At 70.5% G+C, this 26286-nt stretch carries 19 protein-coding genes; 14 read left to right on the plus strand and 5 right to left on the minus strand.

Annotation, left to right across the window (positions count from 1 at the left end):
* Positions 1-59: 59 nt before the first annotated feature.
* The 3 genes from ACIRPU_RS09040 to ACIRPU_RS09050 all read left to right on the plus strand — a co-directional run bounded on the left by ACIRPU_RS09040 (position 60) and on the right by ACIRPU_RS09050 (position 4775).
* Positions 60-1928, plus strand: a complete 1869-nt coding sequence (locus ACIRPU_RS09040; protein ID WP_403863761.1) for an IucA/IucC family protein — start codon at positions 60-62, stop codon at positions 1926-1928.
* Positions 1823-2626, plus strand: coding sequence for a GNAT family N-acetyltransferase (locus ACIRPU_RS09045; RefSeq protein ID WP_403865040.1), 804 nt, complete (start codon positions 1823-1825; stop codon positions 2624-2626). The genes ACIRPU_RS09040 and ACIRPU_RS09045 overlap by 106 nt, the downstream gene beginning before the upstream one ends.
* A gap of 172 nt (positions 2627-2798) precedes the next feature.
* Positions 2799-4775, plus strand: coding sequence for an ATP-dependent DNA helicase (locus ACIRPU_RS09050; protein ID WP_403863764.1), 1977 nt, complete (start codon positions 2799-2801; stop codon positions 4773-4775).
* A 160-nt stretch (positions 4776-4935) separates the two neighbouring features.
* On the opposite strand, the gene lexA is transcribed toward ACIRPU_RS09050, so the two are convergent.
* Complete coding sequence (gene lexA, locus ACIRPU_RS09055; RefSeq protein WP_355703466.1) at positions 4936-5715, minus strand: transcriptional repressor LexA; 780 nt, start codon at positions 5713-5715, stop codon at positions 4936-4938.
* A 584-nt stretch (positions 5716-6299) separates the two neighbouring features.
* On the opposite strand from lexA, the gene nrdR reads away from it, so the two are divergent.
* Positions 6300-6869: a transcriptional regulator NrdR gene (nrdR, locus tag ACIRPU_RS09060; RefSeq protein ID WP_403863767.1), complete on the plus strand. Its 570-nt coding sequence runs from the start codon at positions 6300-6302 to the stop codon at positions 6867-6869.
* 165 nt (positions 6870-7034) lie between these two features.
* The gene (locus tag ACIRPU_RS09065; protein WP_403863770.1) at positions 7035-9935 is read left to right on the plus strand and encodes a vitamin B12-dependent ribonucleotide reductase; all 2901 of its coding nucleotides are present in this window, start codon (positions 7035-7037) and stop codon (positions 9933-9935) included.
* A 127-nt stretch (positions 9936-10062) separates the two neighbouring features.
* Here ACIRPU_RS09065 and ACIRPU_RS09070 read toward each other — a convergent pair whose 3' ends face one another.
* Positions 10063-10596: a TerD family protein gene (locus ACIRPU_RS09070; RefSeq protein WP_403863773.1), complete on the minus strand. Its 534-nt coding sequence runs from the start codon at positions 10594-10596 to the stop codon at positions 10063-10065.
* A gap of 156 nt (positions 10597-10752) precedes the next feature.
* On the opposite strand from ACIRPU_RS09070, the gene ACIRPU_RS09075 reads away from it, so the two are divergent.
* From ACIRPU_RS09075 to ACIRPU_RS09085, 3 genes are all read left to right on the plus strand, one after another.
* Entirely contained in the window at positions 10753-11358 is a 606-nt protein-coding gene (locus ACIRPU_RS09075) for a YdbC family protein (protein WP_351766193.1), read from the plus strand.
* 129 nt (positions 11359-11487) lie between these two features.
* Positions 11488-12147 (plus strand): histidine phosphatase family protein, encoded by a 660-nt coding sequence (locus ACIRPU_RS09080; protein ID WP_403863776.1) that lies wholly within the window; start codon positions 11488-11490, stop codon positions 12145-12147.
* A gap of 12 nt (positions 12148-12159) precedes the next feature.
* Entirely contained in the window at positions 12160-13086 is a 927-nt protein-coding gene (locus ACIRPU_RS09085) for an ADP-ribosylglycohydrolase family protein (protein ID WP_403863779.1), read from the plus strand.
* Between the two features lie 347 nt (positions 13087-13433).
* On the opposite strand, the gene ACIRPU_RS09090 is transcribed toward ACIRPU_RS09085, so the two are convergent.
* Positions 13434-14981 carry an MFS transporter gene (locus ACIRPU_RS09090; RefSeq protein ID WP_403863782.1) on the minus strand — a complete coding sequence of 516 codons (1548 nt, stop codon included), beginning with the start codon at positions 14979-14981 and terminating at the stop codon, positions 13434-13436.
* A gap of 193 nt (positions 14982-15174) precedes the next feature.
* Between ACIRPU_RS09090 and ACIRPU_RS09095 the strand changes: the two genes are divergently transcribed.
* The 3 genes from ACIRPU_RS09095 to ACIRPU_RS09105 all read left to right on the plus strand — a co-directional run bounded on the left by ACIRPU_RS09095 (position 15175) and on the right by ACIRPU_RS09105 (position 17311).
* Entirely contained in the window at positions 15175-15798 is a 624-nt protein-coding gene (locus ACIRPU_RS09095) for a TetR/AcrR family transcriptional regulator (RefSeq protein ID WP_403863785.1), read from the plus strand.
* 104 nt (positions 15799-15902) lie between these two features.
* Positions 15903-16604: a ribonuclease HII gene (locus ACIRPU_RS09100; RefSeq protein ID WP_403863788.1), complete on the plus strand. Its 702-nt coding sequence runs from the start codon at positions 15903-15905 to the stop codon at positions 16602-16604.
* Between the two features lie 68 nt (positions 16605-16672).
* Complete coding sequence (locus ACIRPU_RS09105; protein ID WP_403863791.1) at positions 16673-17311, plus strand: hypothetical protein; 639 nt, start codon at positions 16673-16675, stop codon at positions 17309-17311.
* Between the two features lie 195 nt (positions 17312-17506).
* Here ACIRPU_RS09105 and ACIRPU_RS09110 read toward each other — a convergent pair whose 3' ends face one another.
* Together ACIRPU_RS09110 and ACIRPU_RS09115 are read right to left on the minus strand one after the other, a co-directional pair.
* Positions 17507-18127, minus strand: coding sequence for a hypothetical protein (locus ACIRPU_RS09110; RefSeq protein ID WP_384122988.1), 621 nt, complete (start codon positions 18125-18127; stop codon positions 17507-17509).
* 342 nt (positions 18128-18469) lie between these two features.
* Positions 18470-20635: a RecQ family ATP-dependent DNA helicase gene (locus ACIRPU_RS09115; protein WP_403863794.1), complete on the minus strand. Its 2166-nt coding sequence runs from the start codon at positions 20633-20635 to the stop codon at positions 18470-18472.
* A 164-nt stretch (positions 20636-20799) separates the two neighbouring features.
* Here ACIRPU_RS09115 and ACIRPU_RS09120 point away from each other — a divergent pair, with 164 nt between their 5' ends.
* The 3 genes from ACIRPU_RS09120 (at position 20800) to ACIRPU_RS09130 (ending at position 26156) form a co-directional block, all read left to right on the plus strand.
* Positions 20800-22668 (plus strand): DUF4192 domain-containing protein, encoded by a 1869-nt coding sequence (locus tag ACIRPU_RS09120; protein ID WP_403863797.1) that lies wholly within the window; start codon positions 20800-20802, stop codon positions 22666-22668.
* Between the two features lie 680 nt (positions 22669-23348).
* A complete protein-coding gene (locus ACIRPU_RS09125) occupies positions 23349-25268 on the plus strand; it encodes a glycogen debranching N-terminal domain-containing protein (RefSeq protein WP_403863800.1) in 1920 nt (639 codons plus the stop codon).
* A 129-nt stretch (positions 25269-25397) separates the two neighbouring features.
* Positions 25398-26156, plus strand: coding sequence for an NUDIX hydrolase (locus ACIRPU_RS09130; protein ID WP_267021135.1), 759 nt, complete (start codon positions 25398-25400; stop codon positions 26154-26156).
* Positions 26157-26286: the final 130 nt, after the last annotated feature.

Below are 26286 nucleotides of genomic sequence, written 5' to 3' on the forward strand. Positions count from 1 at the left end.
CCCATCAGTCCACCTCCCTCACGTCCCCCGTCCCCCATCAACAGGGAGACGCCGTCCCCATGACGCCGCCGAGCCGCGCCGCCGATCTCCTGGACCATCCCGATCCGTACACGGCGGCCGACGCGGCTGCCGTGGAGAACCTGCTGCGCTGCTGGGTGCGCGAGACGGGCTTGCCGGCACCCGATGACGGCGTCCTCCGCGTGCCGCTGCCCGCCAGCGGCATCACCTTGCTCGTCCCCGTCCCCTACTGGTCCCCGACCGGCTGGCACCGCTTCGGCCTTCCGCGCCTGGCCGACGCACCCGAACAGTCACCGCCCGTCGACGCCGTCACGGTCGCGGCCCTGTTGGTCCGCGAGACGCTCCGGAACGGTGGCCCGTCCGACGGATCCGCCGAAGCCGCGACGGCGGTCGACACGGGCGCCCTCTCGGTGGAACGCGCCTCCGCTGCCGAGCGGACGCCCTGTCCCGCGCCCGTGAAGACGAGGGGCGGCGAGGGGTCCGACCTCGTCGCCCGCGTCGCCGACTCCGTCCGCCGTACCGCGGTGTTCATCGGCGAGCGCCGGGAGCGCCCCGGCGACGAATCCGACCTGTTCCTGACCGCCGAACAGGCGCTGTTGCTCGGGCACCCGATGCACCCGACGCCGAAGAGCCGGGAAGGCCTCTCGGACGGCGAAGCGGGCCTGTACTCGCCGGAGTCGCGTGGCTCCTTCCCCCTTCGCTGGCTCGCTGTCGCTCCTTCCGTGGTCGCCACCGACTCCGCCTGGACCGAAGGCGGCCGTCCCGTCCCCGCCGCCCGGCTGACGGCCCGACTCGGCGGCTCCGGGCTGCCGTTGCCGACCGGGTTCGCCGCGTTGCCGATCCACCCATGGCAATTGCGTGAGGCGCGGCACCGTCCCGAGGTCGAGGCCCTGTTCGACGCCGGACTTCTCCAGTACCTGGGCGTCCATGGACCTTTGTGGCATCCGACCTCCTCGGTACGCACCGTCCACCGGCCCGGATCCCCCGTGATGCTCAAACTGTCGCTGGGGCTGCGCATCACCAACTCCCGTCGTGAGAACCTCCGCAAAGAACTCCACCGTGGTGTCGAGGTGCACCGCCTGCTCCGCGCGGGGGTGGCCAAGCAGTGGCAGGCGGCCCACCCGGACTTCGACATCGTCCGGGATCCGGCCTGGCTCGCGGTCGACGGTGCCGACGGCCTCCCGCTGACGGGCCTCGACGTGATGATCCGGCACAACCCGTTCGCTCCGGCGGACGACGTCTCCTGCGTAGCCGGTCTCGTCGCGCCCCGGCCGGATGCGGCTTCCGCCCACCGCTCCCGGCTGACCGCCATCGTCGGGCGCCTCGCCGCGCGGACAGGCCGTCCGCCGTCGGCTGTCGCCGCCGAGTGGTTCCTGCGCTACCTGGAGCAGGTCGTCCGTCCCGTCCTGTGGCTCGACGGGCAGGCGGGGATCGCCCTGGAGGCGCATCAGCAGAACACCCTCCTCCTCCTGGACCCCGACGGCTGGCCCGCCGGCGGTCGCTACCGTGACAATCAGGGCTACTACTTCCGCGAGTCCAGCCGCGCGGAACTCGAAGCCCAGCTGCCCGGTATCGGCGAACGCAGCGACACCTTCGTGTCCGACGACGTCGCCGACGAGCGCTTCGCCTACTACCTGGGCATCAACAACGTGCTGGGACTCATCGGCGCGTTCGGGTCGCAGCGGCTCGCCGACGAGCGACTGCTGCTCGCCGCCTTCCGGCGGTTTCTCACCGACGCCGCCTCAGGCCCCCGCCGGCTGAGCGGTTCGCTGCCCGCCCGGCTGCTCGACTCGCCCCGCCTGCGCTGCAAGGCCAATCTGCTGACCCGGTTGCACGGCCTCGACGAACTCGTCGGCCCCGTGGACACGCAGTCCGTCTACGCCACCATCGCCAACCCCCTGTGCTCCTGAACCGTCGCCCCATCGGCCACCCACCCCTGCCTTTCTCCGGTGAACATGCCCCACCCGACCTGCTGAGAGGAGCTGCCGTGGCTCCCGTCGAGACAGCCGCCGACAGCCGTACCCCTTGCGCCGCCTCCGACCTGCTCGACCGCGTCGGCTCCTGGGGGCCCACCGCCACCCCGGCAGGTATGTTCCACCTGGTCCCCGTACAGGTCGAGAGGGACCTCTGCCTCGTCGGCCGGTGGATGAACGACCCCGCCGTCGCGGCGTTCTGGGAACTGGCGGGACCCTGGTCCATGACGGCGCGACACCTGCGTCGCCAACTCGCCGACGACGGGCGCAGCGTCCCCTGCCTCGGAGTGCTGGAGGGCCGGCCCATGAGCTACTGGGAGATCTACCGGGCGGACCTCGACCCGCTGGCATGCCACTATCCGGCCCGACCGCACGACACCGGTATCCATCTGCTCATCGGCGGTGACGCCGACCGCGGGCGAGGCCTGGGGAGCCGTCTGCTCAGAGCCGTCGCCGACCTGGTCCTCGACAGGAGGCCCGCCTGTGCCCGTGTCGTCGCCGAGCCCGACCTTCGCAACACTGCGTCCATCGCCACCTTCCTGAGCGCGGGTTTCCGTTTTCTCGCAGAGGCCGATCTGCCCACCAAGCGGGCCGCCCTCATGGTCCGGGACCGGGTCCCGTGCGATCTGTCATGACGCTGTGTAATCGCACCGTCACATCTCGAACGCCTCACGCGGCCCGTCAGTTCCCGGTCCCGCGGAAGTCCGGCGTTCCCACCCCCACCGAGAAATCCACAGTCTTGATCCATTCCCTGTCGTCCGCCTTGACCACACGTTTGTCAGTGCCGCGCCGTAGGGTGGTCGCGCTATGACGAAGCCCTCACTCCCCGAACTCCTGCACGCTGCCGTCACCGCTGTCGGCGGCACGGAGCGCCCCGGCCAGGTGACCATGGCCGAAGCCGTCGCCGAGGCGATCGACGACGGATCCCATCTGCTGGTCCAGGCCGGCACCGGCACCGGCAAGTCGCTCGGCTACCTCGTGCCCGCACTCGCGCACGGGGAGCGCGTCGTGATCGCGACCGCCACGCTGGCCCTGCAGCGCCAGCTCGTGGAGCGCGACCTGCCGCGTACGGTCGACGCGCTGCATCCGCTGCTGCGCCGCCGCCCGGAGTTCGCGATGCTCAAGGGCAGGTCGAACTACCTGTGCCTGCACCGACTCCATGAAGGCGTCCCGCAGGACGAGGAAGAGGGCCTCTTCGACCAGTTCGAGGCGGCCGCACCCACCAGCAAGCTGGGCCAGGACCTGCTCCGGCTGCGGGACTGGTCGGACGACACCGAGTCCGGTGACCGGGACGACCTCACGCCCGGTGTCTCCGACCGGGCCTGGGCGCAGGTGTCGGTGTCCTCCCGGGAGTGTCTGGGAGCCACGAAGTGCGCCTACGGCGCCGAGTGCTTCGCGGAGATGGCCCGCGAGCGCGCCAAGCTCGCCGAGGTCGTCGTCACCAACCACGCGCTGCTCGCCATCGACGCCATCGAGGGTGCGCCGGTCCTTCCGCAGCACGAGGTGCTGATCGTCGACGAGGCGCACGAGCTGGTCTCGCGGGTCACCGGTGTGGCCACCGGCGAGCTCACTCCCGGCCAGGTCAACCGGGCCGTACGCCGGGCGGCGAAGCTGGTCAACGAAAAGGCCGCCGACCAGCTCCAGACCGCCGCCGAGGGCTTCGAGCGGCTCATGGAACTGGCGCTGCCCGGCCGTCTGGAGGAGGTCCCGGAGGATCTCGGCTATGCCCTCATGGCACTGCGTGACGCCGCGCGGACCGTCATCTCGGCCATCGGCGCGACCCGCGACAAGTCCGTCCAGGACGAGGACGCGGTCCGCAAGCAGGCCCTCGCGTCCGTGGAGAGCGTGCACGACGTGGCGGAGCGGATCGTCAACGGCTCCGAGTACGACGTCGTCTGGTACGAGCGGCACGACCGCTTCGGCGCCTCCGTGCGCGTCGCGCCCATGTCCGTGTCGGGCCTGCTGCGGGAGAAGCTCTTCGCCGACCGCTCCGTGACCCTGGCCTCGGCGACCCTGAAACTGGGCGGGGACTTCAACGGTGTGGGTGCCTCGATGGGGCTGGCCCCGGAGGGCACCGAGGGTGAGGACGTCCCGCAGTGGAAGGGCATCGACGTGGGGTCGCCCTTCGACTACCCCAAGCAGGGCATCCTCTATGTGGCCAAACACCTGTCGCGTCCCGCCCGGGACGGCGACCGCGGCGACATGCTGGACGAACTGACCGAGCTGATCCAATCGGCCGGCGGACGTACGCTCGGACTGTTCTCCTCCATGCGGGCCGCGCAGCTCGCCGCCGAGGAACTGCGCACGCGTGTCCCCGAGTTCCCGATCCTCCTCCAGGGCGAGGAGACACTGGGTGAGCTGATCAAGAACTTCGCGGCTGATCCGAAGACATGCCTCTTCGGCACCCTGTCGCTCTGGCAGGGCGTGGACGTCCCCGGGCCCAGCTGCCAGCTGGTCGTCATGGACAAGATCCCGTTCCCGCGCCCGGACGACCCTCTGATGAGCGCCCGCCAGAAGGCGGTGGAGGACGCCGGCGGCAACGGCTTCATGGCCGTCGCGGCCACCCACGCGGCGCTGCTGATGGCCCAGGGCGCGGGCCGACTGGTACGGGCGTCGGGGGACCGCGGTGTGGTCGCCGTACTGGACCAGCGGCTGGCGACGGCCCGCTACGGGAGTTATCTGAAGGCGTCCCTGCCGGACTTCTGGTACACCACGGACCGCAATCAGGTCCGCAAGTCGCTCGCGGCGATCGACGCGATGGCAAAGCAGGCGGAGGCACAGTGAAGGAGGGGGCCGTCCCACTGCCGGGACGGCCCCCTCCTTCATGGTTCAGCGGGCACGGCGCCAGGGCCCCGGAACCGGCGCAGGGCCCCGGAACCGGCGCAGGGATCCCGGGGCCCAGTTTCAGGGGGCGGACGGAGACGGGTCCCGTCCGCCGCCGTACTCAGATGCGGCGGAGTACGGCCACCACCTTGCCGAGGATGGTCGCGTCGTCGCCCGGGATCGGCTCGTAGGCCGAGTTGTGCGGGAGGAGCCACACATGGCCGTCCTCGCGCTTGAAACGCTTGACGGTGGCCTCGCCGTCCAGCATCGCGGCCACGATGTCGCCGTTCTCGGCGACGGGCTGGCGGCGGACGGTGACCCAGTCACCGTCGCAGATCGCGGCCTCGATCATCGAGTCACCGACGACCTTCAGCACGAAGAGCTCGCCGTCGCCCACCAGCTGCCTCGGGAGGGGGAAGACGTCCTCGACCGACTCCTCGGCGAGGATCGGGCCACCGGCGGCGATGCGGCCGACCAGCGGGACGTACGACGCGGCGGGCTTGCCGGCGGTGTCCGTGGGCTGCACGGAGCTGGCCTGGTCGGAGCCTCGCACCTCGTAGGCGCGGGGCCGGTGCGGGTCCCGGCGCAGGAAGCCCTTCCGTTCCAGTGCCATCAGCTGGTGGGCGACCGAGGACGTGCTGGACAGGCCGACCGCCTGACCGATCTCCCGCATGGACGGCGGGTAGCCGCGCCGCTGTACGGAGTCCCTGATGACCTCGATCACTCGGCGCTGCCGGTCGGTGAGTCCCGAGCTGTCGGCGCGGATGCCTGGAGGTCGCCCAGGCAGAGAGCGCTTTTGTGCCTCGGGATTCATGGCTTCGTTCATCGCATGCACCGGCTCGAGTCGGCCCTGGGAGCGGTCCTGGGCAGTGATGGTGGCACTGTCTGCGGTGGTGGTCACGTCGGCCCCTCTCGATTGTCTCCCTGCTGGACAACGGTAGTTGCTTTCGAAAGGTTGCGCCAAACACACGTTCGAGTGAAAAAGCGTGGATAGCCTGACTTGATCATGTGTCTAGGTGTATGGCTAACGTGCCGCACGGCAGGCGGAAGGGCTCATTGTTGTACCCTTCACCGCCGAGACGGGTGACCTTGTTGAGGGCCGGCCCCAGTCTGCCATCCGGCGCTCCGCGGGCCGGGAATTGGCCCCGCTCTGCGCGAGAGTCCCACCACTCCTCCCTGCGACGCCCACGGTATCGCCGTATCCGGCGCGCCGATACAGGTGCACGCGCGCGTGCACGGGTGGTTTTCGGGTGCTCGGCGTGACGATGGAATCGCGAGGGGTGAGGTCGTCGGACGCGACACGCGATACAGCCTGGATGTATGGGCCAAGCCCCCATATGTAGTGGTTGGATTGCACCAGCGGCCCAGAAGTTGTGGTCCCTGGTGTCTTCGGATGCTCATGGATCCCCTATGCTTGGGGCTGCTTCGAGGGGCCCGTGAGGTCCGGCGAGGCTATTGAGTCTGCTCTGAGGAGGGTTGGAGTTCATGCACTGCCCCTTCTGCAGGCACCCCGACAGCCGTGTCGTCGACAGCCGTACGACGGATGACGGCACGTCGATCCGCAGGCGCCGCCAGTGCCCTGACTGCTCCCGTCGTTTCACGACCGTGGAGACGTGCTCGCTCATGGTGGTGAAGCGGTCCGGAGTCACCGAGCCCTTCAGCCGTATCAAGGTCATCAATGGCGTGCGTAAGGCATGCCAGGGGCGGCCTGTCACCGAGGACGCTCTGGCTCAGCTCGGCCAGCGGGTCGAGGAGGCGGTGCGGGCCACCGGAAGCGCCGAGTTGACCACCCATGACGTGGGGCTGGCCATACTCGGCCCGTTGCAGGAACTCGACCTCGTCGCCTATCTGCGATTCGCCTCCGTCTACCGGGCGTTCGACTCGCTGGAGGACTTCGAGGCCGCCATCGCGGAACTCAGGGACCAGCCGGCACGCCCCGACGCGGACGACGACGACCGTGAGGGAGTTGCAGGGGCTGTCGTGGGGAGCCGGGAGGACGAAGGCGGGTCCGGAGGGACCGGGCAGGTCCCCGAGCCCGCTCACGCCGCCGACTGACCGGAGCGCCGGAACCGGGGTTTCGAGTCCGGGGACGGCCGGGCGGCGGCGGACCAAGACCTGCTGTGGGCGATAGCGCGTGGGTGCTCACAGCACAAGACAGAACACCGTGTCACGGGAACAACGTGGCATTTCAGGGCGTTTTCGCCCGTAGAGGGAGGCGGCATGACAGAGACGGCGAGCGGTCCGGCGCGAGGTTCCCGAGCCAAGGGGACCAAGATCACCAAGGGCCTGCGTATCGAGCGCATCCACACGACCCCCGGCGTGCACCCTTACGACGAGGTTGCCTGGGAGCGTCGTGACGTCGTCATGACCAACTGGCGCGACGGCTCGATCAATTTCGAGCAGCGTGGCGTCGAGTTCCCCGACTTCTGGTCGGTGAACGCGGTCAACATCGTCACCAGCAAGTACTTCCGCGGTGCCGTGGGCACCCCTCAGCGCGAGACCGGTCTCAGGCAGCTGATCGACCGCATCGTGAAGACGTACCGGAAGGCCGGCGAGGACCACAAGTACTTCGCCTCGCCCGCCGACGCCGAGATCTTCGAGCACGAGCTGGCGTACGCCCTCCTGCACCAGATCTTCAGCTTCAACAGCCCCGTCTGGTTCAACGTCGGTACCCCCCAGCCTCAGCAGGTCTCCGCCTGTTTCATCCTGGCCGTCGACGACTCCATGGAGTCGATCCTCGACTGGTACAAGGAAGAGGGCATGATCTTCAAGGGCGGCTCCGGCGCAGGCCTGAACCTGTCCCGCATCCGCTCCTCCAAGGAGCTCCTCTCCTCCGGTGGCAACGCCTCGGGACCGGTCTCCTTCATGCGTGGCGCCGACGCCTCCGCCGGCACCATCAAGTCCGGTGGAGCCACCCGTCGCGCGGCCAAGATGGTCGTCCTCGACGTGGACCACCCGGACGTCGAGGACTTCATCGCCACCAAGGTGAAGGAAGAGGAGAAGATCCGCGCTCTGCGTGACGCGGGCTTCGACATGGACCTGGGCGGCGACGACATCACGTCCGTCCAGTACCAGAACGCCAACAACAGCGTCCGCGTGAACGACGAGTTCATGACGGCCGTCGAGAACGGCACCGAGTTCGGCCTCCGCGCCCGTATGACCGGCGAGATCATCGAGAAGGTCGACGCCAAGGCGCTGTTCCGCAAGCTCGCCGAGGCCGCGTGGGCCTGCGCCGACCCGGGCATCCAGTACGACGGTGTGATCAACAACTGGCACACCTGCCCCGAGTCCGGCCGGATCACCGCGTCGAACCCGTGCAGCGAGTACATGCACCTGGACAACACGTCCTGCAACCTCGCCTCGCTGAACCTGATGAAGTTCCTCAAGGACGACAGCAAGGGCAACCAGTCCTTCGAGGCCGACCGCTTCCAGAAGGTCGTCGAGCTCGTCATCACCGCGATGGACATCTCCATCTGCTTCGCGGACTTCCCCACCGAGAAGATCGGCGAGAACACCCGCGCGTTCCGCCAGCTCGGCATCGGCTACGCCAACCTCGGCGCCCTGCTGATGGCCACCGGCCACGCCTACGACTCCGACGGCGGCCGTGCGCTGGCCGGCGCCATCACCTCCCTGATGACGGGCACGGCCTACCGCCGCTCCGCCGAACTGGCCTCCGTCGTCGGCACGTACGACGGCTACGCCCGTAACGCCGACGCCCACAACCGCGTCATGAAGCAGCACTCCGACGCCAACGGGGCGGCCGTCCGCATGGACGACCTGGACTCCGGCGTCTGGGCCGCCGCCACGGAGGCCTGGCAGGACGTCCTGCGGCTCGGTGAGAAGAACGGTTTCCGTAACTCCCAGGCGTCCGTGCTGGCCCCGACCGGCACCATCGGTCTGGCGATGTCCTGCGACACCACCGGCGTCGAGCCCGACCTCGCCCTGGTCAAGTTCAAGAAGCTGGTCGGCGGCGGCTCGATGCAGATCGTCAACGGCACCGTCCCGCAGGCCCTGCGCCGCCTGGGTTACCAGGAGGAGCAGATCGAGGCGATCGTCGCCCACATCGCCGACAACGGCAACGTGATCGACGCCCCCGGTCTCAAGCCGGAGCACTACGAGGTGTTCGACTGCGCCATGGGCGAGCGTGCCATCTCCCCGATGGGCCACGTCCGCATGATGGCCGCGATCCAGCCCTGGATCTCCGGCGCCATCTCCAAGACGGTCAACATGCCGGAGACGGCGACCGTCGAGGAGGTCGAGGAGATCTACTTCGAGGCCTGGAAGCTCGGAGTCAAGGCGCTCGCGATCTACCGCGACAACTGCAAGGTCGGCCAGCCCCTCTCCGCGAAGACCAAGGAGAAGGAGAAGACCGAGGTCACCGCGAAGGCCGAGGAGACGATCCGCACCGCGGTCGAGAAGGTCATCGAGTACCGCCCGGTCCGCAAGCGTCTGCCTAAGGGCCGTCCCGGCATCACGACCTCCTTCACGGTCGGTGGCGCCGAGGGTTACATGACCGCCAACTCCTACCCGGACGACGGTCTCGGCGAGGTCTTCCTGAAGATGTCCAAGCAGGGTTCGACCCTCGCCGGGATGATGGACGCCTTCTCCATCGCGGTCTCCGTCGGCCTCCAGTACGGCGTGCCGCTGGAGACGTACGTCTCGAAGTTCACCAACATGCGCTTCGAGCCGGCCGGCATGACCGACGACCCGGACGTGCGGATGGCGCAGTCGATCGTCGACTACATCTTCCGTCGCCTGGCGCTCGACTTCCTGCCCTTCGAGACGCGTTCGGCGCTCGGCATCCACTCCGCCGAGGAGCGTCAGCGCCACCTGGAGACCGGTTCGTACGAGCCGACCTTCGAGGAGGAGAACGTGGACGTCGAGGGGCTCGCGCAGTCCGCTCCGCGTCAGACGGACCTGAAGGCCGTCGCCACTCCCAAGGCCGACGTCGAGGTGGCCGAGCCCGCCCCGAAGCAGGCCCACACCAGTGCCGAGCTGGTGGAGATGCAGCTGGGCATCCAGGCCGACGCCCCGCTGTGCTTCTCCTGCGGCACGAAGATGCAGCGGGCCGGTTCCTGCTACATCTGCGAGGGCTGCGGTTCGACCAGCGGTTGCAGCTGATCCCAGCCGTGCCGGTCAGGTCGCGATGACCTGACAAAGGGCGGTGGAGCCGGTTCTCGGCTCCACCGCCCTCGGTGTTTTCCGGAGGTCCACCGGCCGCGAGGGGCCGGTGGCGTCCGCCGTGCCTTCAGGAGTGGCGCACCTGGCCCATGGTCCTCGTGAACGTCGCCGGGTCGTCCTCGAAGCCCTGGACGCCGGGGTGGAACGACCACCCGTCGGACGACTCGCGCAGGAACTCCCCGACCGTCGCCGCGGTGGCACCGAGGACGCCGGCGAAGTCGTCCTGGTCCAGGACGGTGTAGCCCTCCCGTATACGGAAGGCGGGGTTGAGCACCCCCACGAACGTCCGGTGCTCCGGGTTCTGCTGGATGACGACACCGACGACCACGCGCGCGTACCGCGCGTCGAGGCGGTCGAGCTCCAGGGTCATCACCTCGTCCCAGCCGAAGCCCTTGCCGTCCTTGCTGTCCCGGTTGAGATAGATCGTTCCGTCGGGGGAGCGACTGTCGAAGTGCACCACATAGGCAGGAGCCCCATGCGGATCGCTCTCCAGGTAGGTGGCGGCCACGATGTCCAGGTCGGTGGGCGGCTGCCCCGTCGGACTCGGGTCCCACTTCAGCGCCATCTCGACCTTGCGGATTCCTTTGTTGAGGCCGCTCACCGGAATTCCCCTCCCCGTTTCCCCGTCTGACATCGCCCCGAACCCGCCGACTTGCAGGGCCGGTTGTCCATCCTGCCACGCGTGCGTGCGCCAACGCAGCGCCGCACTGTGAACGAGCGTGACCAACGCCACGCCCACTGGCCTTACCATGGCGCGGTGCTGGTCAAGTGGATTCGCTGCACCGTGGTGGACCGCCGCGGTTTCGAACGGGGACAGCGAAAGTGGGCGGGGCTTCTGGGGGAGCCGGGGTTCCGGGGGCAGGGCGGGGGCTGGAGCAGGGCGCGGCCCTCCGTCGCGCATGTCTTCGCGTTCTGGGAGAGCCGTGCCTTCTACGACTCCTTCATGGCGCGCTCCCACGACCGGCTGGCGGCGACTCAGTCGGGCACCTTCAAGGACGCCCAGGTGCGGCTGTTCGACTACCGCTTCGACGTGAAGACGGGCTTCGAGCCCCGCTTCACCGACTCCGACCTGCTGCGGGTGGCGCTCTGCCGGGTCCACGAGGAACGCGCCGAGCACTTCTCCCTCATGCAGGAGAAGGTGTGGAACCCCGCCATGGCCGGCTCGCCCGGCATGATCCGGGGACTGTTCGCCGAGGCGCCCGGGCACGAGTTCATGGTGCTCTCGATGTGGCGCTCGGCGGCCGAACACGGAAAATACCGAACCGAACGCGTGGAACGGCTCGCGCTGCGGGCTCAGACGGAAGCGGACATATCCTCTCTCACCGGTGACATCGTCGAACTCGAGTCCACCTGGACGGTTTGAAAACCGGACTCACTGCCGGCTCGCGGATCGTGCCTTGTATGCGCTTTCTGGTGCGGGATTCGTGTGACCTACGCTGTATGGAGGCCGTACGAGTGCTCGATCGGCCGTCACCCGATCTAGGGTTTTGGCATGGCACGACCACGGCGCATCGTCCTTGTCCGGCACGGGGAGTCAACGGGCAATGTTGATGACACCGTCTACGAGCGTGAACCCGACCACGCACTGGCCCTGACCGAGCGAGGCTGGCAGCAGGCCGAGGAGACGGGAAAGACCCTGCGGGAGGTGTTCGGCCGCGAGCCGGTCAGCGTGTACGTCTCCCCTTACCGTCGTACGCACGAGACGCTCCGGGCCTTCCACCTGGACCCCGAGCGCATACGCGTACGTGAGGAGCCCCGGCTGCGCGAGCAGGACTGGGGAAACTGGCAGGACCGCGACGACGTACGGTTGCAGAAGACGTACCGGGACGCCTACGGGCACTTCTTCTACCGATTCGCCCAGGGCGAGAGCGGCGCCGACGTCTACGACCGGGTCGGCGGTTTCCTGGAGAGCCTCTTCCGCAGCTTCGAGGCCCCCGACCACCCGCCGAACGTGCTCATCGTGACCCATGGCCTAGCGATGCGGCTGTTCTGCATGCGCTGGTTCCACTGGACGGTCGCGGAATTCGAGTCCCTCGCGAATCCGGGGAACGCCGAGATGCGGATGCTCGTTCTCGGGGGCGACGACCGGTACACGCTCGACCGGCCCTTCAACCGCTGGCGAGATCCGGAACCGTACGGAATCACCGGATAGAGTGGCAGACCGATGACCGTTGACTCCTCTCCCGACCGGCGCCTGGAGCGCGCGCTGGCCAGCCTGCGCGGCCTGGCCGTGGGTGACGCGCTGGGCTCACAGTTCTTCGTGCCGGTGAACTATCCGCTGCTCCAGCGCCGTGAGCTGCCGCCCGGCCCCTGGCACTGGACCGACGACACGGAGATGGCCTGCTCCGTCGTGGCCGTCCTGGCCGCCCACCACCGCATCGACCAGGATGCGCTGGCCCAGTCCTTCGCGCAGCACCACGACTTCGACCGCGGGTACGGTCCCGCGGTCAACCGGCTGCTGAGGTTGGTCAGGGAGGGCGCCGACTGGCGTGAGCTCGCGGCCGCCCTGTTCAACGGGCAGGGATCCTGGGGCAACGGCGCCGCGATGCGCGTCGCCCCGCTGGGCGCCTGGTACGCGGACGATCCCGAGCAGGCGACCCATCAGGCCGAGATCTCCGCCTACCCCACGCACCAGCACCGGGAGGCCGTGGTCGGGGCCATGGCCGTCGCCGCGGCCGCCGCGCTGGCCGGTGCCCCCGGAGGGCCGCCCACCGCCGAGGCGCTCCTGGACGGCGTCGTCGCCCTCGTCCCGAAGAGTGCCGTCGGTGCCGGTCTGCGGCGCGCCAGGGACATGCTCGACTACGCCGACGCGGCCACCGTCGCGGCGGTGCTGGGGTGCGGGAGACGGACGTCGGCCCACGACACCGTCCCCTTCGCGATCTGGTCGGCGGTGCGCGCCCTCGGCGACTACGAGACGGCGTTCTGGACGACCGCGCAGGTCGGCGGCGATGTGGACACGACCTGCGCCATCGTGGGCGGCATACTCGCGTCCGGCAAGGCGGGGGCTCCCCCGGAGGCGTGGGCGGGGCAGGTGGAGGCGCTGCCGGGGTGGATGCCCGCGCGCCACGTGATGCCCGAAGCCCGAAGCTGACGCCGGATGCCTGACGTCTGACGTCTGACGCTTGACGTCTGACGCCCGAGGTGGGCCCGCGTCGGCGCGCCGGGCCGGGTGGTGCGGAGGGCCGCTGAGAACTCTCGGTGTCCGATGGGAACTCTGTGTGACCACTCGCGCGTTGTTCGGACATCCGCTGTGCGGCCTGTGCGTGCAGGTGGGCGGGTGACCGTGGGACGAAATCGGGGGTGGGCATGCGGTTCGAGCTGCTGGCGATCATGTCGGTGTCGGTTTCGAGAGGCCGCGCGGGCCGACCCGGAAGCGGTGGACGCGCCCTCGGTGTGACAGGCGGTGACGCTCCCGGGTCGGCCGGCGGCGGTGTTCCGTCAGCCGGCGGTGGGGGCCGCCGTGCCGGACAGTGCCTCCAGGTCGCTCTTCTGGATACGGATGACGAACCAGGCCGTCACCAGAGCGAGTACGGCCATCGCGGCGGCCGGGATGAAGGCCGTCGAGATGCCGTGGGCGAGTACCTCGTGCCCCCAGGGGGCGGGCAGCTGGTGCGTCTTGGCGAACTCCGCCTTCTGTTCCGGGGTTCCATCCGTGAGGAACTTCGGCAACTGCTTCTCCGCCTCGTCCTTGCTGGCCGTACCGAAGACGGTCGTGAGGATGGACAGGCCGAGCGAACCCCCCACCTGCTGCGTGGCGTTGAGCAGGCCGGACGCCGCGCCCGCTTCGTGCGGGGCGACACCCGAGACGGCGGTGACCGTCACCGTCACGAAGTTCAGTCCCATGCCGAAGCCGAAGACCACCATCGGTCCGAGCACCCCGCCGACGTAGGAGCTGTCGGGGCTGATGAAGGCCTGCCAGGTGAGGCCGAGCGCCACCAGCGCGGAACCGACGATCATGAATGGCTTGGGGCCGACCGTAGGCAGGAAGCGCTGCGACAGCCCCGCGCCCGCCGCGATGGCGACCGTGACGGGAAGGAAGGCGAGACCCGCCTTGATCGGGCTGTAGCCCAGCACGTTCTGCACGAAGAGCACGATGTAGAAGAACATGCCGAACATGGCCGCGGCGAGGCTCAGCATGATCACGTAGGTACCGGAGCGGTTGCGGTCCGCGAACATCTTCAGCGGAGTGATCGGCTCCTTGGCCCGCGCCTCCGTGAACACGAAGGCGACCAGCAGGACCAGCGCGACCGCGAAGGCGCCGAGGGTCACGCCGTCCCGCCAGCCCTCCTCCGCCGCGCGGATGAACGCGTAGACCAGGGAAGCCATGCCGAGCGTCGAGGTCAGCGCGCCGGCTATGTCGAAGCGTCCGGGGTGGCGCTCGGACTCGCTGATGTAGAGCGGCGTGACGAAGGCGATGAGTATCCCGATGGGCACGTTGACGAACAGGACCCAGCGCCAGTCGAGCCACTCGGTGAGCATGCCGCCCGCGAGCAGGCCGATGGCGCCACCACCTGCGGAGACCGCGGCGAAGACTCCGAAGGCCCGGTTCCGCTCCGGCCCCTCGGGGAACGTGGTGGTGATGAGCGCCAGCGAGGTGGGCGACGCGATGGCGCCTCCCACGCCCTGGAGGGCGCGTGCGGCGAGCAACTGCCAGGGTTCCTGCGCCAGTCCGCCCAGGAGCGAGGCGAAGGTGAAGAGGAGGATGCCGGCCATGAACACTCGTCGCCGGCCGAGGATGTCGCCCGCTCTGGCGCCGAGCAGCAACAGGCCGCCGAAGGTGAGCGTGTAGGCGCTGACCACCCAGGTGAGATCGGTGGTGCTGAACTTGAGCGAGTCTTGAATGTGCGGGAGCGCGATGTTCACAATCGTCGCGTCGAGTACCACCATGAGTTGGCAGGCCGCGATCACGGTGAGTGCGATGCCGGGGTGTCCCTCCCGACGGGCCGCTCCGGGTTTCTGGTTCTGAGTCAGCTGAGAGGTTGTCACTATGAGTCCCCCACAAGAGCGTTAGTGAACGATGGCGTTCACTGGCCCGTCAACGGTAGTGAGTTCTTCGTAGTGAACGCAAGCGTTCACTCGCGGCGTCGCCTCTCGGCGTGTCCCCCGTCGCGGTCGCGGTCGCGCAGAGCATCGCTCCGACCCTTGATCCCCGCTCCCTCTGCTCGCTGGAGACACTCGGATGGTTACTTCGCGCTGGACGGCCGCCCCCGCTCGGGCGTCCTCTCCCCGCCGGCGCGGCGCCGTGCTCGAACGTGCGATTCTCGATGCCACGCTGGAGCAGTTGGGCACCGTCGGCTGGAACGGCCTCACGATGGAGGGGGTGGCGGCCGGCGCCCAGACCGGCAAGGCCGCCGTCTACCGCCGCTGGCCGTCCAAGGAGGCGCTTGTCGCGGACGCCCTGCGGGCCGGATTGCCCCGGCTGGACGCCGTACCCGATCTGGGCAGTGTGCGTGAGGATCTGATGGCGCTGTGCCGTGACGCGCGTGACGCGATGTTCTCCCGCCCCGGGTTCGCGCTCCGCTCGATCATTCACGAATGCGATCCGATCCAGGTCGAACGCTTCCATGCCTTGATCATCGAGGGAGTGGTGGAGCCGACCGTCAAACTCCTCCACGAGGTGGTCTCCCGCGGAATCGAACGAGGTGAGGTGCGGCCCGACGCGGCGAACGGCTATGTCTTCGATGCCATCCCGGCCATGATGATGTACCGCTCAAAGATGTGCGGATGCGAATGGAATGATCGTGAGCTCGATGAGATGATCGACTGGTTCATGCTGCCGCTGCTGCGACCGGACATGCCCTGAGGACGGATTCGGCGCACCTGCGCCCGGTCGGCGCCCGGTCGGCGAGGGGTCGGCGGCGACCGGGGTGTCGCGACGGGATCCGGGCGGCGTAATCTAAGGGCGCCATGCCGTACGAACCACCCACTCACGCCGTCGAGCGCTCCCTTCGCGCCACGACCGGAGCGAAGGTCATCGCCGGCGTCGACGAGGTGGGCCGAGGTGCCTGGGCCGGACCCGTCACCGTCTGCGCGGCCGTCACCGGACTCCGTCGACCTCCCGTAGGCCTTACCGATTCCAAGCTGCTCACCGTCAAGCGGCGCAACGAACTCTCGCAGGAGCTGCTGACGTGGGTCACGTCGCACGCCCTGGGGCACGCCTCCCCGGAGGAGATCGACGACCTGGGGATGACCGCCGCGCTCCGGCTCGCCGCCGGGCGGGCGCTGGAGGCCCTCCCGGTCCGCCCGGACGCGGTGATTCTCGACGGGAAGCACGACTACCTCGGCGCCCCGTGGAGGGTCCGCACGGTGATCAAGGGCGACCAGTCCTGTGTGGCGGTCGCGGCGGCCTCGGTGATCGCCAAGGTCCAGCGCGACAAAATGATGGCCGAACTGGGCATCGAGCATGCAGACTTCGGTTTTGCGGACAATGCCGGGTATCCGTCGCCCGTGCACAAGGCCGCACTGGAGGAGCGGGGACCCACTCCGCTCCACCGGTTGTCGTGGGCGTATCTTGATGCGCTGCCCCAGTGGCGGCACCTCAAGAAGGCCCGTACCTGGGCGATCGGGAGCGTTCCGGGAGTCGAAGGTCAACTCGGCTTCGACTTCTGACGATTTCGGTCGCACTGATGTGCCACCCGCTGGCGCTTCCCGCGCCACCGTTTGATAAATAACAGCTCATGCCTCTCATTCCCCAGGAGCCTCAGATTCACGAGAGTGCCCAGGGTCCTCGCGCCACCGCGGCCAGCGGCCGCACAGCGCCGACCCCTCGACCTGTACCCGGACCCCGTCCCGCGGCTCCGTCGCGTCCCGGTCGTCCAGGACCCGTCCGGCCCACGCCACCGGCGCAACGCGCGCCGCGTGACGCGGCCGCCAAGCCCGGGCCCTTGGCCCCGGCCGCCCCTGTCGTCGCCGCGTCCGGTTCGGCGACTCCCCAGGTCCAGTTGCTCCCGGCCTCGGCCGAGGGCGCGCTGGACGCCGCCGAGGAGGCTGTGGACCTCCTCCTGGACTCGGGCCGTACTCCGGGGGACGTGCTGGTGATCACCACCGGCGAGCAGCACCCCTGGGCCACCCATGAACTGACCTTCGGCGAGGCGTCCTACTGGGCGCAGCATGACGCGGGAGACGACGTCTTCTACGCCGATGCCGCTGTGGTGGACCGGGCGGGCGTACGTCCCGTCGTCGTGGTCGCCGTCAACGGCGGCCCCGACACCGTGGCCACCACCGTTCTGCCGCTGGCCCGTGCTCGGGCGGCCGGCCTGCTGATCGTCTGTGGCGACCCGCAGCAGATCAACGCGGCGTTGGGCGCGGGCGTCTGAGCCGGCTCCGGTAGGCCGGGAGGCGCCGGGCCCACGGAGGCGTCGCTGTCGCGGCGCCTCTGTCGTGTGCCCTTGCGATCCGACCTCGCGCGGAGGACCCAGGTCTCGGCGCGCGACGGTGCATGGCGGCCCCCGGGAGGTTTACGCTCTCCGGGGGCCGACGTCTTTTGCGGGTGCTGGCCGACCGGCCGCCTCTCAGCGGGCTGCCGCGCGACGTAGTACCTCCGAGGCGGCGCCGCCGGTCCGGGGCAGCATCGGTGGGGCCTCGGACAGAGCGAAGGGTTCCGGAGTCGAATCCGCGTGGGGCCGACGGCCTCCGCGCCCCTCACCGAGGACCTGCCAGCCGTCCCGGGTGAGAGTGATGTACGCCCCGCAGCGCAGCCCGTGCAATGTGCAGGCATCTCGCAGACCCCACATCCACGCCCCGTCCTCCTCGGTCCAGCGCGCGTCGCCGTCACGGCAGTAGAGCAGCACGGCGGTGCGCACGGGGGTGCGCAGCCGCAGATCGTGCGGGATGACGCGGCGCAGCTGGGCGAGCAGGGCGTTGCGGAACATCCAGCCGTCGGTCGATGCCTGGCGCCGGGTGAACGAGGCGCTGGCCCGCACCCGTTCGTCCTGGTCGAGCACGGCCACGATCGCCGTGGCCGGCCGTGGTCGGTGGCGAGAGTGCAGTCCGCTGACGACTTCCCGTGGGTTGCGCAGCAGGGGGATGCCGGCCGCTGCCCATTCGGCGGGCTCGAGCAAGCGGGTGGCGGAGGTGGCGGACGTGGACGTCGACAACGATGCCGCCGAGGACGGAGCGAATCCGAAGGTCACGATCCTCCCTTCGGCTACGGCCCACATGCGGGCGGGTCGGGTTCGGGGGAGCGCACGCCGCAGCAGAGCCCTACCGGACTACGGGCGAGCCGTGCGGGGAGCGGAACTCAATTCTTCCTGCCGAACTTGGATGCGGCAACGAGCAATTGGGGCCACCGACCGTTATGTGACGATGAGTGACTTATATCCTTACCCAGTGATTCGCGGAAGGACACGTGAGCCGGCAGCTCACGCCTCGGGCGCGCTTCCGAAGCGGCGGATTCGACGGCACACGGACGCCGAGGCGCCACCGGCAGGCAGCCGGGGACGCTCGGGGCCGGCTGCGTCGGTCGCCATCTGTGGTCAGCCTTGCACAGCCAGTACCAGGGGCAACACCCCTTGCGCGCCCGCACGACGGAGCATCCGGGCCGCGACCGCGAGGGTCCAGCCCGTCTCGGTGTAGTCGTCCACGAGGAGAACGGGCCCTGGGGTCTCACTGAGTGCGGCGGCGAGCGCGGGCGGCACCTCCAGCATGCCGTGGAGCGCCTTGAGGCGTTGGGCGCTGTTGCTCCGGGAGATCGGCGAAGCGTCAGCGGTGTACTCCACCGAGCCCAGGAGCGGCAGTCGGCCGACTTCGGCGATGCGCGCGCCCAGCGAGTGGATCAACCGCGGTCGGGTGCGGGAGGCGATGGTGACCACGCCGACCGGCCGCGGCGAGGCGTCGGCCACCGCGGAGGCCCAACCGCCGGGGCCCTTCGCCCAGTCGGTCAGTACTCCCACCACGGCCTTCGCCACATCGTCCGGAACCGGCTCGTCGGCAGCCTGGGCGGTGAACATCGGGCGCAGCCGATTGCCCCAGCCGATGTCCGAGAGGCGCCCCAACGCACGCCCGGTCGACGCCTGCTCACCGGCCGGAATGCGCCCCTTGAGCTCTACGCCGATGGCCGGGAGGCCGGTCGGCCACATCCGGCGGGACTCCACCTCGACGCCCGCGCGGCCCAGGTCCACTCGCGCGGCGTCCAGTGCGGCCGTGGACGTCTCGGCGGCGTAACGCGCTCCCGCGCAGTTGTCGCAGCGGCCGCAGGGCTTGGCGCCTTCGTCGTCGAGCTGGCGCTGAAGGAACTCCATGCGGCAGTCCGTCGTCGACGCGTACTGCCGCATCGCCTCCTGTTCGGCCTTGCGCTGTTTGGCGACCCACTCGTACCGCTCGGTCTCGTACCTCCACGGCTGCCCGGTCGCGAGCCAGCCGCCCTTGACCCGCTTGACCGCCCCGTCCACGTCGAGGACCTTGAGCATGGTCTCCAGGCGGGAGCGGCGCAGTTCCACCAGGGGTTCCAGGGCGGGCAGCGACACGGGCCGCTCCGCGCGCGCGAGGACGTCCAGCGTGCGGCGCACCAGCTCCTCCGACGGGAAGGCGAGCGACGCGAAGTACTCCCAGATCGCCTCGTCCTCCTTCCCCGGCAGCAGGAGCACCTCCGCGTGCTCCACGCCGCGACCGGCCCGGCCCACCTGCTGGTAGTACGCGATGGGGGAGGAGGGCGAGCCCAGGTGCACGACGAATCCGAGGTCGGGCTTGTCGAAGCCCATGCCGAGCGCGGAGGTGGCGATCAGCGCCTTGACCTTGTTGGCCAGCAGGTCCTCCTCGGCCTGCTGCCGGTCGGCGTTCTCCGTGCGTCCGGTGTACGAGGCGACGATGTGGCCGCGCTGCCGGAGGAAGGCGGTGACCTCCTCCGCGGCGGCGACGGTGAGCGTGTAGACGATTCCGGAGCCGGGGAGGTCGTCGAAATGGTCGGCGAGCCACGCCATCCGGTGCGCGGCGTCGGGCAGCCGCAGCACGTTCAGGCTGAGGCTCTCCCGGTCCAGTGGACCGCGCAGCACCAAGGCGTCCGAGGTGCCGCCGGTGCCGAGCTGTTCGGCGACGTCAGAGGTCACGCGCGCGTTGGCGGTCGCGGTCGTCGCGAGTACCGGCACGCCCGGCGGGAGATCGGTGAGCATGGTCCGCAGTCGACGGTAGTCCGGGCGGAAGTCGTGACCCCAGTCGGAGATGCAGTGGGCCTCGTCGACCACGAGCAGGCCGGTCGCGGCCGCCAGCGCGGGCAGTACCTCGTCACGGAAGTCCGGGTTGTTGAGCCGCTCCGGGCTGACCAGCAGGACGTCGACCTGGCCGGCGGCGATCTCCTCCTGCACGGTGTCCCACTCCTCGGTGTTCGAGGAGTTGATGGTCCGTGCGTGGATGCCGGCCCGGGCCGCCGCCTCGACCTGGTTGCGCATCAGGGCGAGCAGCGGAGAGACGATCACCGTGGGGCCGGAACCACGGGCTCGCAGCAGAGAGGTCGCCACGAAGTAGACGGCGGACTTGCCCCACCCCGTCCGCTGCACGACCAGGGCCCGGCGCCGGTCCGCGACCAGCGCCTCGATCGCCCGCCACTGGTCCTCGCGCAGCCGGGTCACACCTGTGTCGTCCCCGACGAGGCGGGCGAGGACGGCGTCGGCGTCGGCCCGGAGATCCGCGTTGCTCGTGTGCTCCATGCCCCCATACAACAGGACGGCGCTGACAATCCGGTCAGCGGCGGGAAGGAGCAGGGCTTCGCTCGGCGGTGCCGGGGCCCGTCCACCCCGGATGTCTGACGTGTTCCTGATCGGACTTATCCACAGGCTAAGCGGAACTTCATGATCCGCGAGATCGTCGGCGCATGACGAATCACAGCGAAACCACCGGATCCTCCGAAAACGGCGACATCACCGGACGGGACGGAAGTGAGCACCCGGCCTACGTCAGCCACACGATGTACGACGGAGAGGTCGGGTACGGCACACGCCCCGCCGACCACCAGGTCACCCTGCGGACGCCGGGAGAGCTGGCCGACGCCCTGCCCTATCTGCTCGGGTACCGGCCGGAGGACAGCATCGTCCTGGTCGCCCTGCACGACCGCGGCGGGCGAGGCCGGTTCGGCGGCCGGGCCCGGCTCGGCATTCCCGCGAACCCGGACGACTGGGAAGCCGTCGCCCAGCAGCTGGCGCAAGGGCTCGTGAAGGGCAGCGAACGCCGTGGCACCCGTCCCGCGAACATGGTCGCCTACCTCTGCCAGGAACCGGGGAAGGGGGAGACGGGCCGTCAGGTCATGGAGCGGCTGCAGCCGCTGGCCCACCGACTGCGTCTCGAATGCGGCCGCCTCGAGGTCCCCGTGATCGAGGCGCTCTGTATCTCCGACGGCCGTTTCTGGTCGTACTGCTGCGGCGGCAAGGGCTGCTGCCCGGTCGAAGGGGTGGCGATGGGGTTGCCCGGCACCTCCGTGCTGGCCGCGGCCGCGACCTACGCGGGGATCCAGGTCCGGGGCACCTTGCGCGAGTTGCGTGCCCGACTGCTGCCCCTGGAGACCGGCGCCGCGCTGGAGCAGGAGGTCGCCCTGGACACGGCAGGCATGGCGCTCGTCCCGCGGATGCTCGACGAGGCGAGTCGCGCGGAGGTGGCCGAGGAGACGCTCGAACTGGCCGGACGGCTGGTGCGCCGTCTCGCTGAGGCGCCCGTCGTGCCGGGTGCTCTGGTCGCGGACCGCCGAGACGACGGACTCCTCGGATTCGACGAGGCCGCGGCTTTGATTCTCGGCCTTCAGGACCGGGTGACGCGTGACCGGGCGGCGGGGTGGATGGAGGGCGACGAGGCGGCCCCCGCCCTGCGTCTCTGGCGGGCACTGTCGCGGCGCTGCGTCGGGCCCTACGGCGAACACGCGGCGGCGCCCCTCACCCTCGCCGGCTGGGTCGCCTGGTCCAGCGGCGATGAACTCGAGGCGAGGGAGGCCCTCGCCATGGCCCTGGGCGCGGACCCGGACTATCTGTTCGCCCGCCTCCTGCACCAGGCCTGCAACGAAGGCCTCGACCCCGAGTCGGTACGACGCTGCCTGCGCACCGAGCGAGAGGGACGCGTGCTGCCCGCGGCAGTGGAAACGCCTGGCAAGGCGGCTGAGGCCGAGGACTCCGAAGGCGTCGAGGGCGCACAGGACCCGGGCGGGACGGAGCTCCGCGCAGGCCCGTGCGGAACCGAACGGGGAGGCGCGTCCACTGACCTCCGGTGTCCCGAAACGGAGAGTCACCCCGGCGACGGAAGCTGCCCCGAACAGCGCGACCGCTCCGGCCAAGGGAACCGCTCCGGCGAACCGAACGACGGAGACGGTTCCGGCGAAGCCGCGCACGAGGACCGACCCGGCGATGGGAAGGGCACCTCCGGCTCAGTCCCCGGCACTCCGGCCGCCTGCGCAGCGGAACCGGCGCCGACCTCCGCCCTCACGCCTGCTCGCAGGCGTCGCCGCGTCCGCTCCACCGATGCCGACGCGGGCCACGCGAAGGCTGTGGCCGGAGCGGAAGAAGGCCAGGAACCGCAATGCCGCACGCGGGGAACGAACAAGCTTCGCGCTCACCCGCCGAGGCCGCACACCACGCGTCCCGCCGCGCCGAGCCGAGGAGGATCCCGCACCCGCCCGGTGGGGAAGGCCTCCACGCGCCGCCGCGACGACTCCTCGGAAGGCCAGAGGCCCGACAGCGACGACACCATGGGGAAGGGGTGACGCCCGCCCTGCCATCGTGGTGAGGGAGGGTGCCCGCGCGGGCTGCCGACGACGACCGAAGCCGGCACGAGCGGCCTGCCGGGCCCGAGGAACGCCGATGGTCGGACACGCATCCCGGCCGGCCCAGGGTGCCCCGAAGCCGGCTCCGGCCTGTTCGGATCCGGCCGCCATTCGGTGGCCCTGTGGGCACGGGGCGTGACCTGGGGGAGCCCCGCCCGTTCACCTGAGTGGCGGAACGCCCGCACGGGTCGTGCCGCCGCAGCGCACCCGCCCTGCCGGAGCCGCCCACCCGGCCTCGACCATGCCCGAGGCGCACAGAGAGCAGAAGAAGTCACCGCATGCATCAGCCGACTCCGCCCTCAGCCGCCGACGAACGCTCCAGCCACGAGAACCCGGTGCCGGCCCCTGGCGCGGGGGCCGACCCACCGCGCGCGGGCGGAGCCGCCCCGCAACGGGCCGGATCTCCGGGCGAGGGCCGGCGCACCTCGCCACCCTCTCCACCCATCGGGCCGGCGGGAGGCCCGCGCCTGTCCGCCGGTCCGGGCATCCGCAGCACGTCCGCCTTCCCGGCGGCCGGCACAGGGCGTCGCCCGCCGCCAACCCCGTCCAGAGGCGCCGGGCCACCGCCCGGGGCGCCGACCCAGTCACGCTCCGTCGGCCTGCCCCCCGCCCACACGGCGATGATCTGCGTCGCCCTGCCGGGTCTCGCCATCTCCACGGAACAGGGGCAGCTGACGGGACACGGGCTGGAGGGGTTCTACCGGGCGGGCCGGCGCATCCTGTCCCGTTGCCAGGTGCGGGTGGCGGGACGCGAACCGCTGGCGGTCCAGGCCCGGATGACCTCGGCCGACCGGGCCCGCTTCGTCGGCACGCTCCGTGTCACACCGCACGGCGGCCCGGACCCGGACATCGTCGTCGAGCGGACCCGCTCCGCGGACGGTACGGAAGTGATCACGCTGCACAGCGCCGCCGCCCGGCCGCTGCGCCTCCCGGTCGAGGTGGCGCTCGGCGCCGATCTGGCCGACCTGGGGGCGATCGCGTCCGGCACCGCGGGACCCGAACTGGCCGCCAGCGTCCACGATTCCGGTCTGCGGTGGTCCTGCGCCGCCGGGGCCTCGTACGTCACGGCCGACCCGCCCCCGGCCGACGCGATCGCCACCGCGGGTCTGCTGCGCTGGAACTTCGACGTGCCTCCCGGCGGCACCGTCCGTCTGGAGTTGAGGGTCCGCCTCGACGGTGCGGGGCCGGTCCGAGCCGTGGGGCGGGTGGCCACGAGCCCGTTGTCTCCGGCAGCGGCGACGGGCGACGATCCGCGCGTCCCGGCGCTCCTGGCGACGAGCGTCGCGGATCTCCAGGCCCTGTTGGTGCGAGACCCCGCGCACCCCGCCGACACCCACCTCGCGGCAGGGGCGCCGTGGCGCTGCGGTCTGGCACCGGCGGACGCGCTCGCCGCGGCCCGTATGACACTGCCTCTCGGAACCCGGCTCGCCTCGGGCACGCTGCGCACCCTGGCCCGCACACAGATCACGGCTCCGGGGCCGCGGTGCGGCATGATCCCCGGCCCCCGGCGGGACGCGGGCGCGCACCTTCCACCGGGCTGTACCGGCACCGAGGCCACACTGCTCTTCCCGGTACTCCTCGCGGAGGCCCGCCGATGGGGCCTGCCCGACCACGAGACCGAGGAACTGCTGCCGACGGCCGAGCGCTGCCTGACCTGGCTGCGGACGACGGTCGGCGAGGGGCCCTACCTCAGCGACCCCCAGCCCAGTGGTCCCGTCCGCTGCGAGACACAGGCCCACGCCCACCGGGCCGCACTGCTCGGCGCCGACCTGCTCGACGCCTGCGGCAGACCGGGCGGAGGCGGGCTACGGGAGTGGGCCCGGAAGCTGCGCGCCACCTTCCGGCGGGACTTCTGGATCGACGGTCCCGGAGGCGGCCGACCCGCGGCCGCCCGTACCCCGGACGGGCGGCCGCTGCCCCACCTCTGCGCGACGGCCGTCCACCTCCTCGACACCGGGTTGCTGGGCGGCGGCGCCCACGCCCCCGGGCTGTTGGACCGAGTGCAGACCGAACAACTCGCCCGGTTGCTCGGCAGTCCCGTCATGGACTCGGGCTGGGGACTTCGTGGCCTCGGCGCGAAGGAGGTCGGCTACAACCCCTTCGGCCACCGCAGCGGTGCCGTCCGGGTCCACGAAACGGCCGTCGCCGTAGCCGGCCTCGCCGCCGCGGGTTACGAGAAGGAGAGCGCCGCGCTGCTGCGAGGCGTGCTGACGGCGGCCGAGGCCTTCGGGCACCGGCTCCCGGAGATGTACGCGGGGGAGCAACGCGGTGACGGGAGAGCCCCGCTTCCCCATCCGGCCGCGTGCCGTCCCGCGGCCACGTCGGCGGCGGCCGGTGTCCTGGTGTTGACCACGCTGGCCGGCGTCCGGCCCGACGCTCCGGCCGGAAAGGTCACCCTGCGACCCCTGCGCGGCGCGCCCCTGGGGGAGATCGGTCTGACCGGGCTGCGGGTCGCCGACGCGCCCTTCTCCGTACGGGTCAGTCGGCTCGGTCTCGCCATGGTGGAGGAGGCGGCCGACGGACTGCAATTGGGAGTGTGACCTCGTACGACGCGGCTCCGGACGTCGGCCGGGTGGACGACGACGACCCTGCGGCACCGAAGTGGATCAGCCATCGAAGCGGCCGACGAAGGGAGTGTTTATCGTCAGGAAGACGACTATGATCGCCGCATGCCCTACGACCCGTCAGCCTTTCCGCCCTTCGCCGTCACCGTGGACCTGGTCGTGCTGACCGTGCGCCGCCATGCCCTGTGCGCGTTGGCGGTGCGCAGGGGTGAGGCGCCGTTCCAGGGGCGGTGGGCGCTTCCGGGCGGCTTCGTACGGGCCGACGAGGATCTCACCCAGGCTGCGGCGCGCGAGCTGGCCGAGGAGACCGGACTCCGTGCCCACGACCCCTCGGCTCCGGCCCACGACAACGGCGCCCACCTGGAACAGCTCGCCACGTACGGCGATCCCAAGCGCGACCCGAGGATGCGGGTCGTCAGCGTCGCGCACCTGGCGCTCGCCCCGGACCTGCCGGCGCCGCGAGCGGGCGGAGACGCCAGCAACGCGCGTTGGGCGCCGGTCGAGGAGCTGCTTCAGCACGGCGGTTACGGCCGCGACGGGGAGCCGGTCGCACCGCTCGCCTTCGACCATGCCCAGATCCTCGCCGACGGCGTGGAGCGGGCCCGTTCCAAGATCGAGTACTCGTCCCTGGCGACCGCGTTCTGCCCCACCGAGTTCACGGTCGGCGAGCTCCGCCGGGTCTACGAGGCGGTGTGGGGCGTGGCGCTCGACCCGCGGAACTTCCACCGCAAGGTGACGGGCACGCCCGGCTTCCTGGTGCCCACCGGTGGCACCACCACTCGGCAGGGTGGCCGCCCGGCCCAGCTCTTCCGGGCGGGCGGCGCGACCTTGCTCAACCCGCCGATGCTGCGGCCCGAGGTGTGACCCGGGCCGACCGTGCCACTGACAGCCGGGGAGGGATTCCGAACCGATCGGTCGAGGCTGCGTGACCGTCCGCACGGTGTCACCGTGCGGTGAACGGAGAAAAGGGATATAACGCGCTATCTTGCTACGG

Origin of the sequence: Streptomyces sp. NPDC102259 (assembly GCF_044766465.1) — a bacterium.
GTDB lineage: Bacteria > Actinomycetota > Actinomycetes > Streptomycetales > Streptomycetaceae > Streptomyces.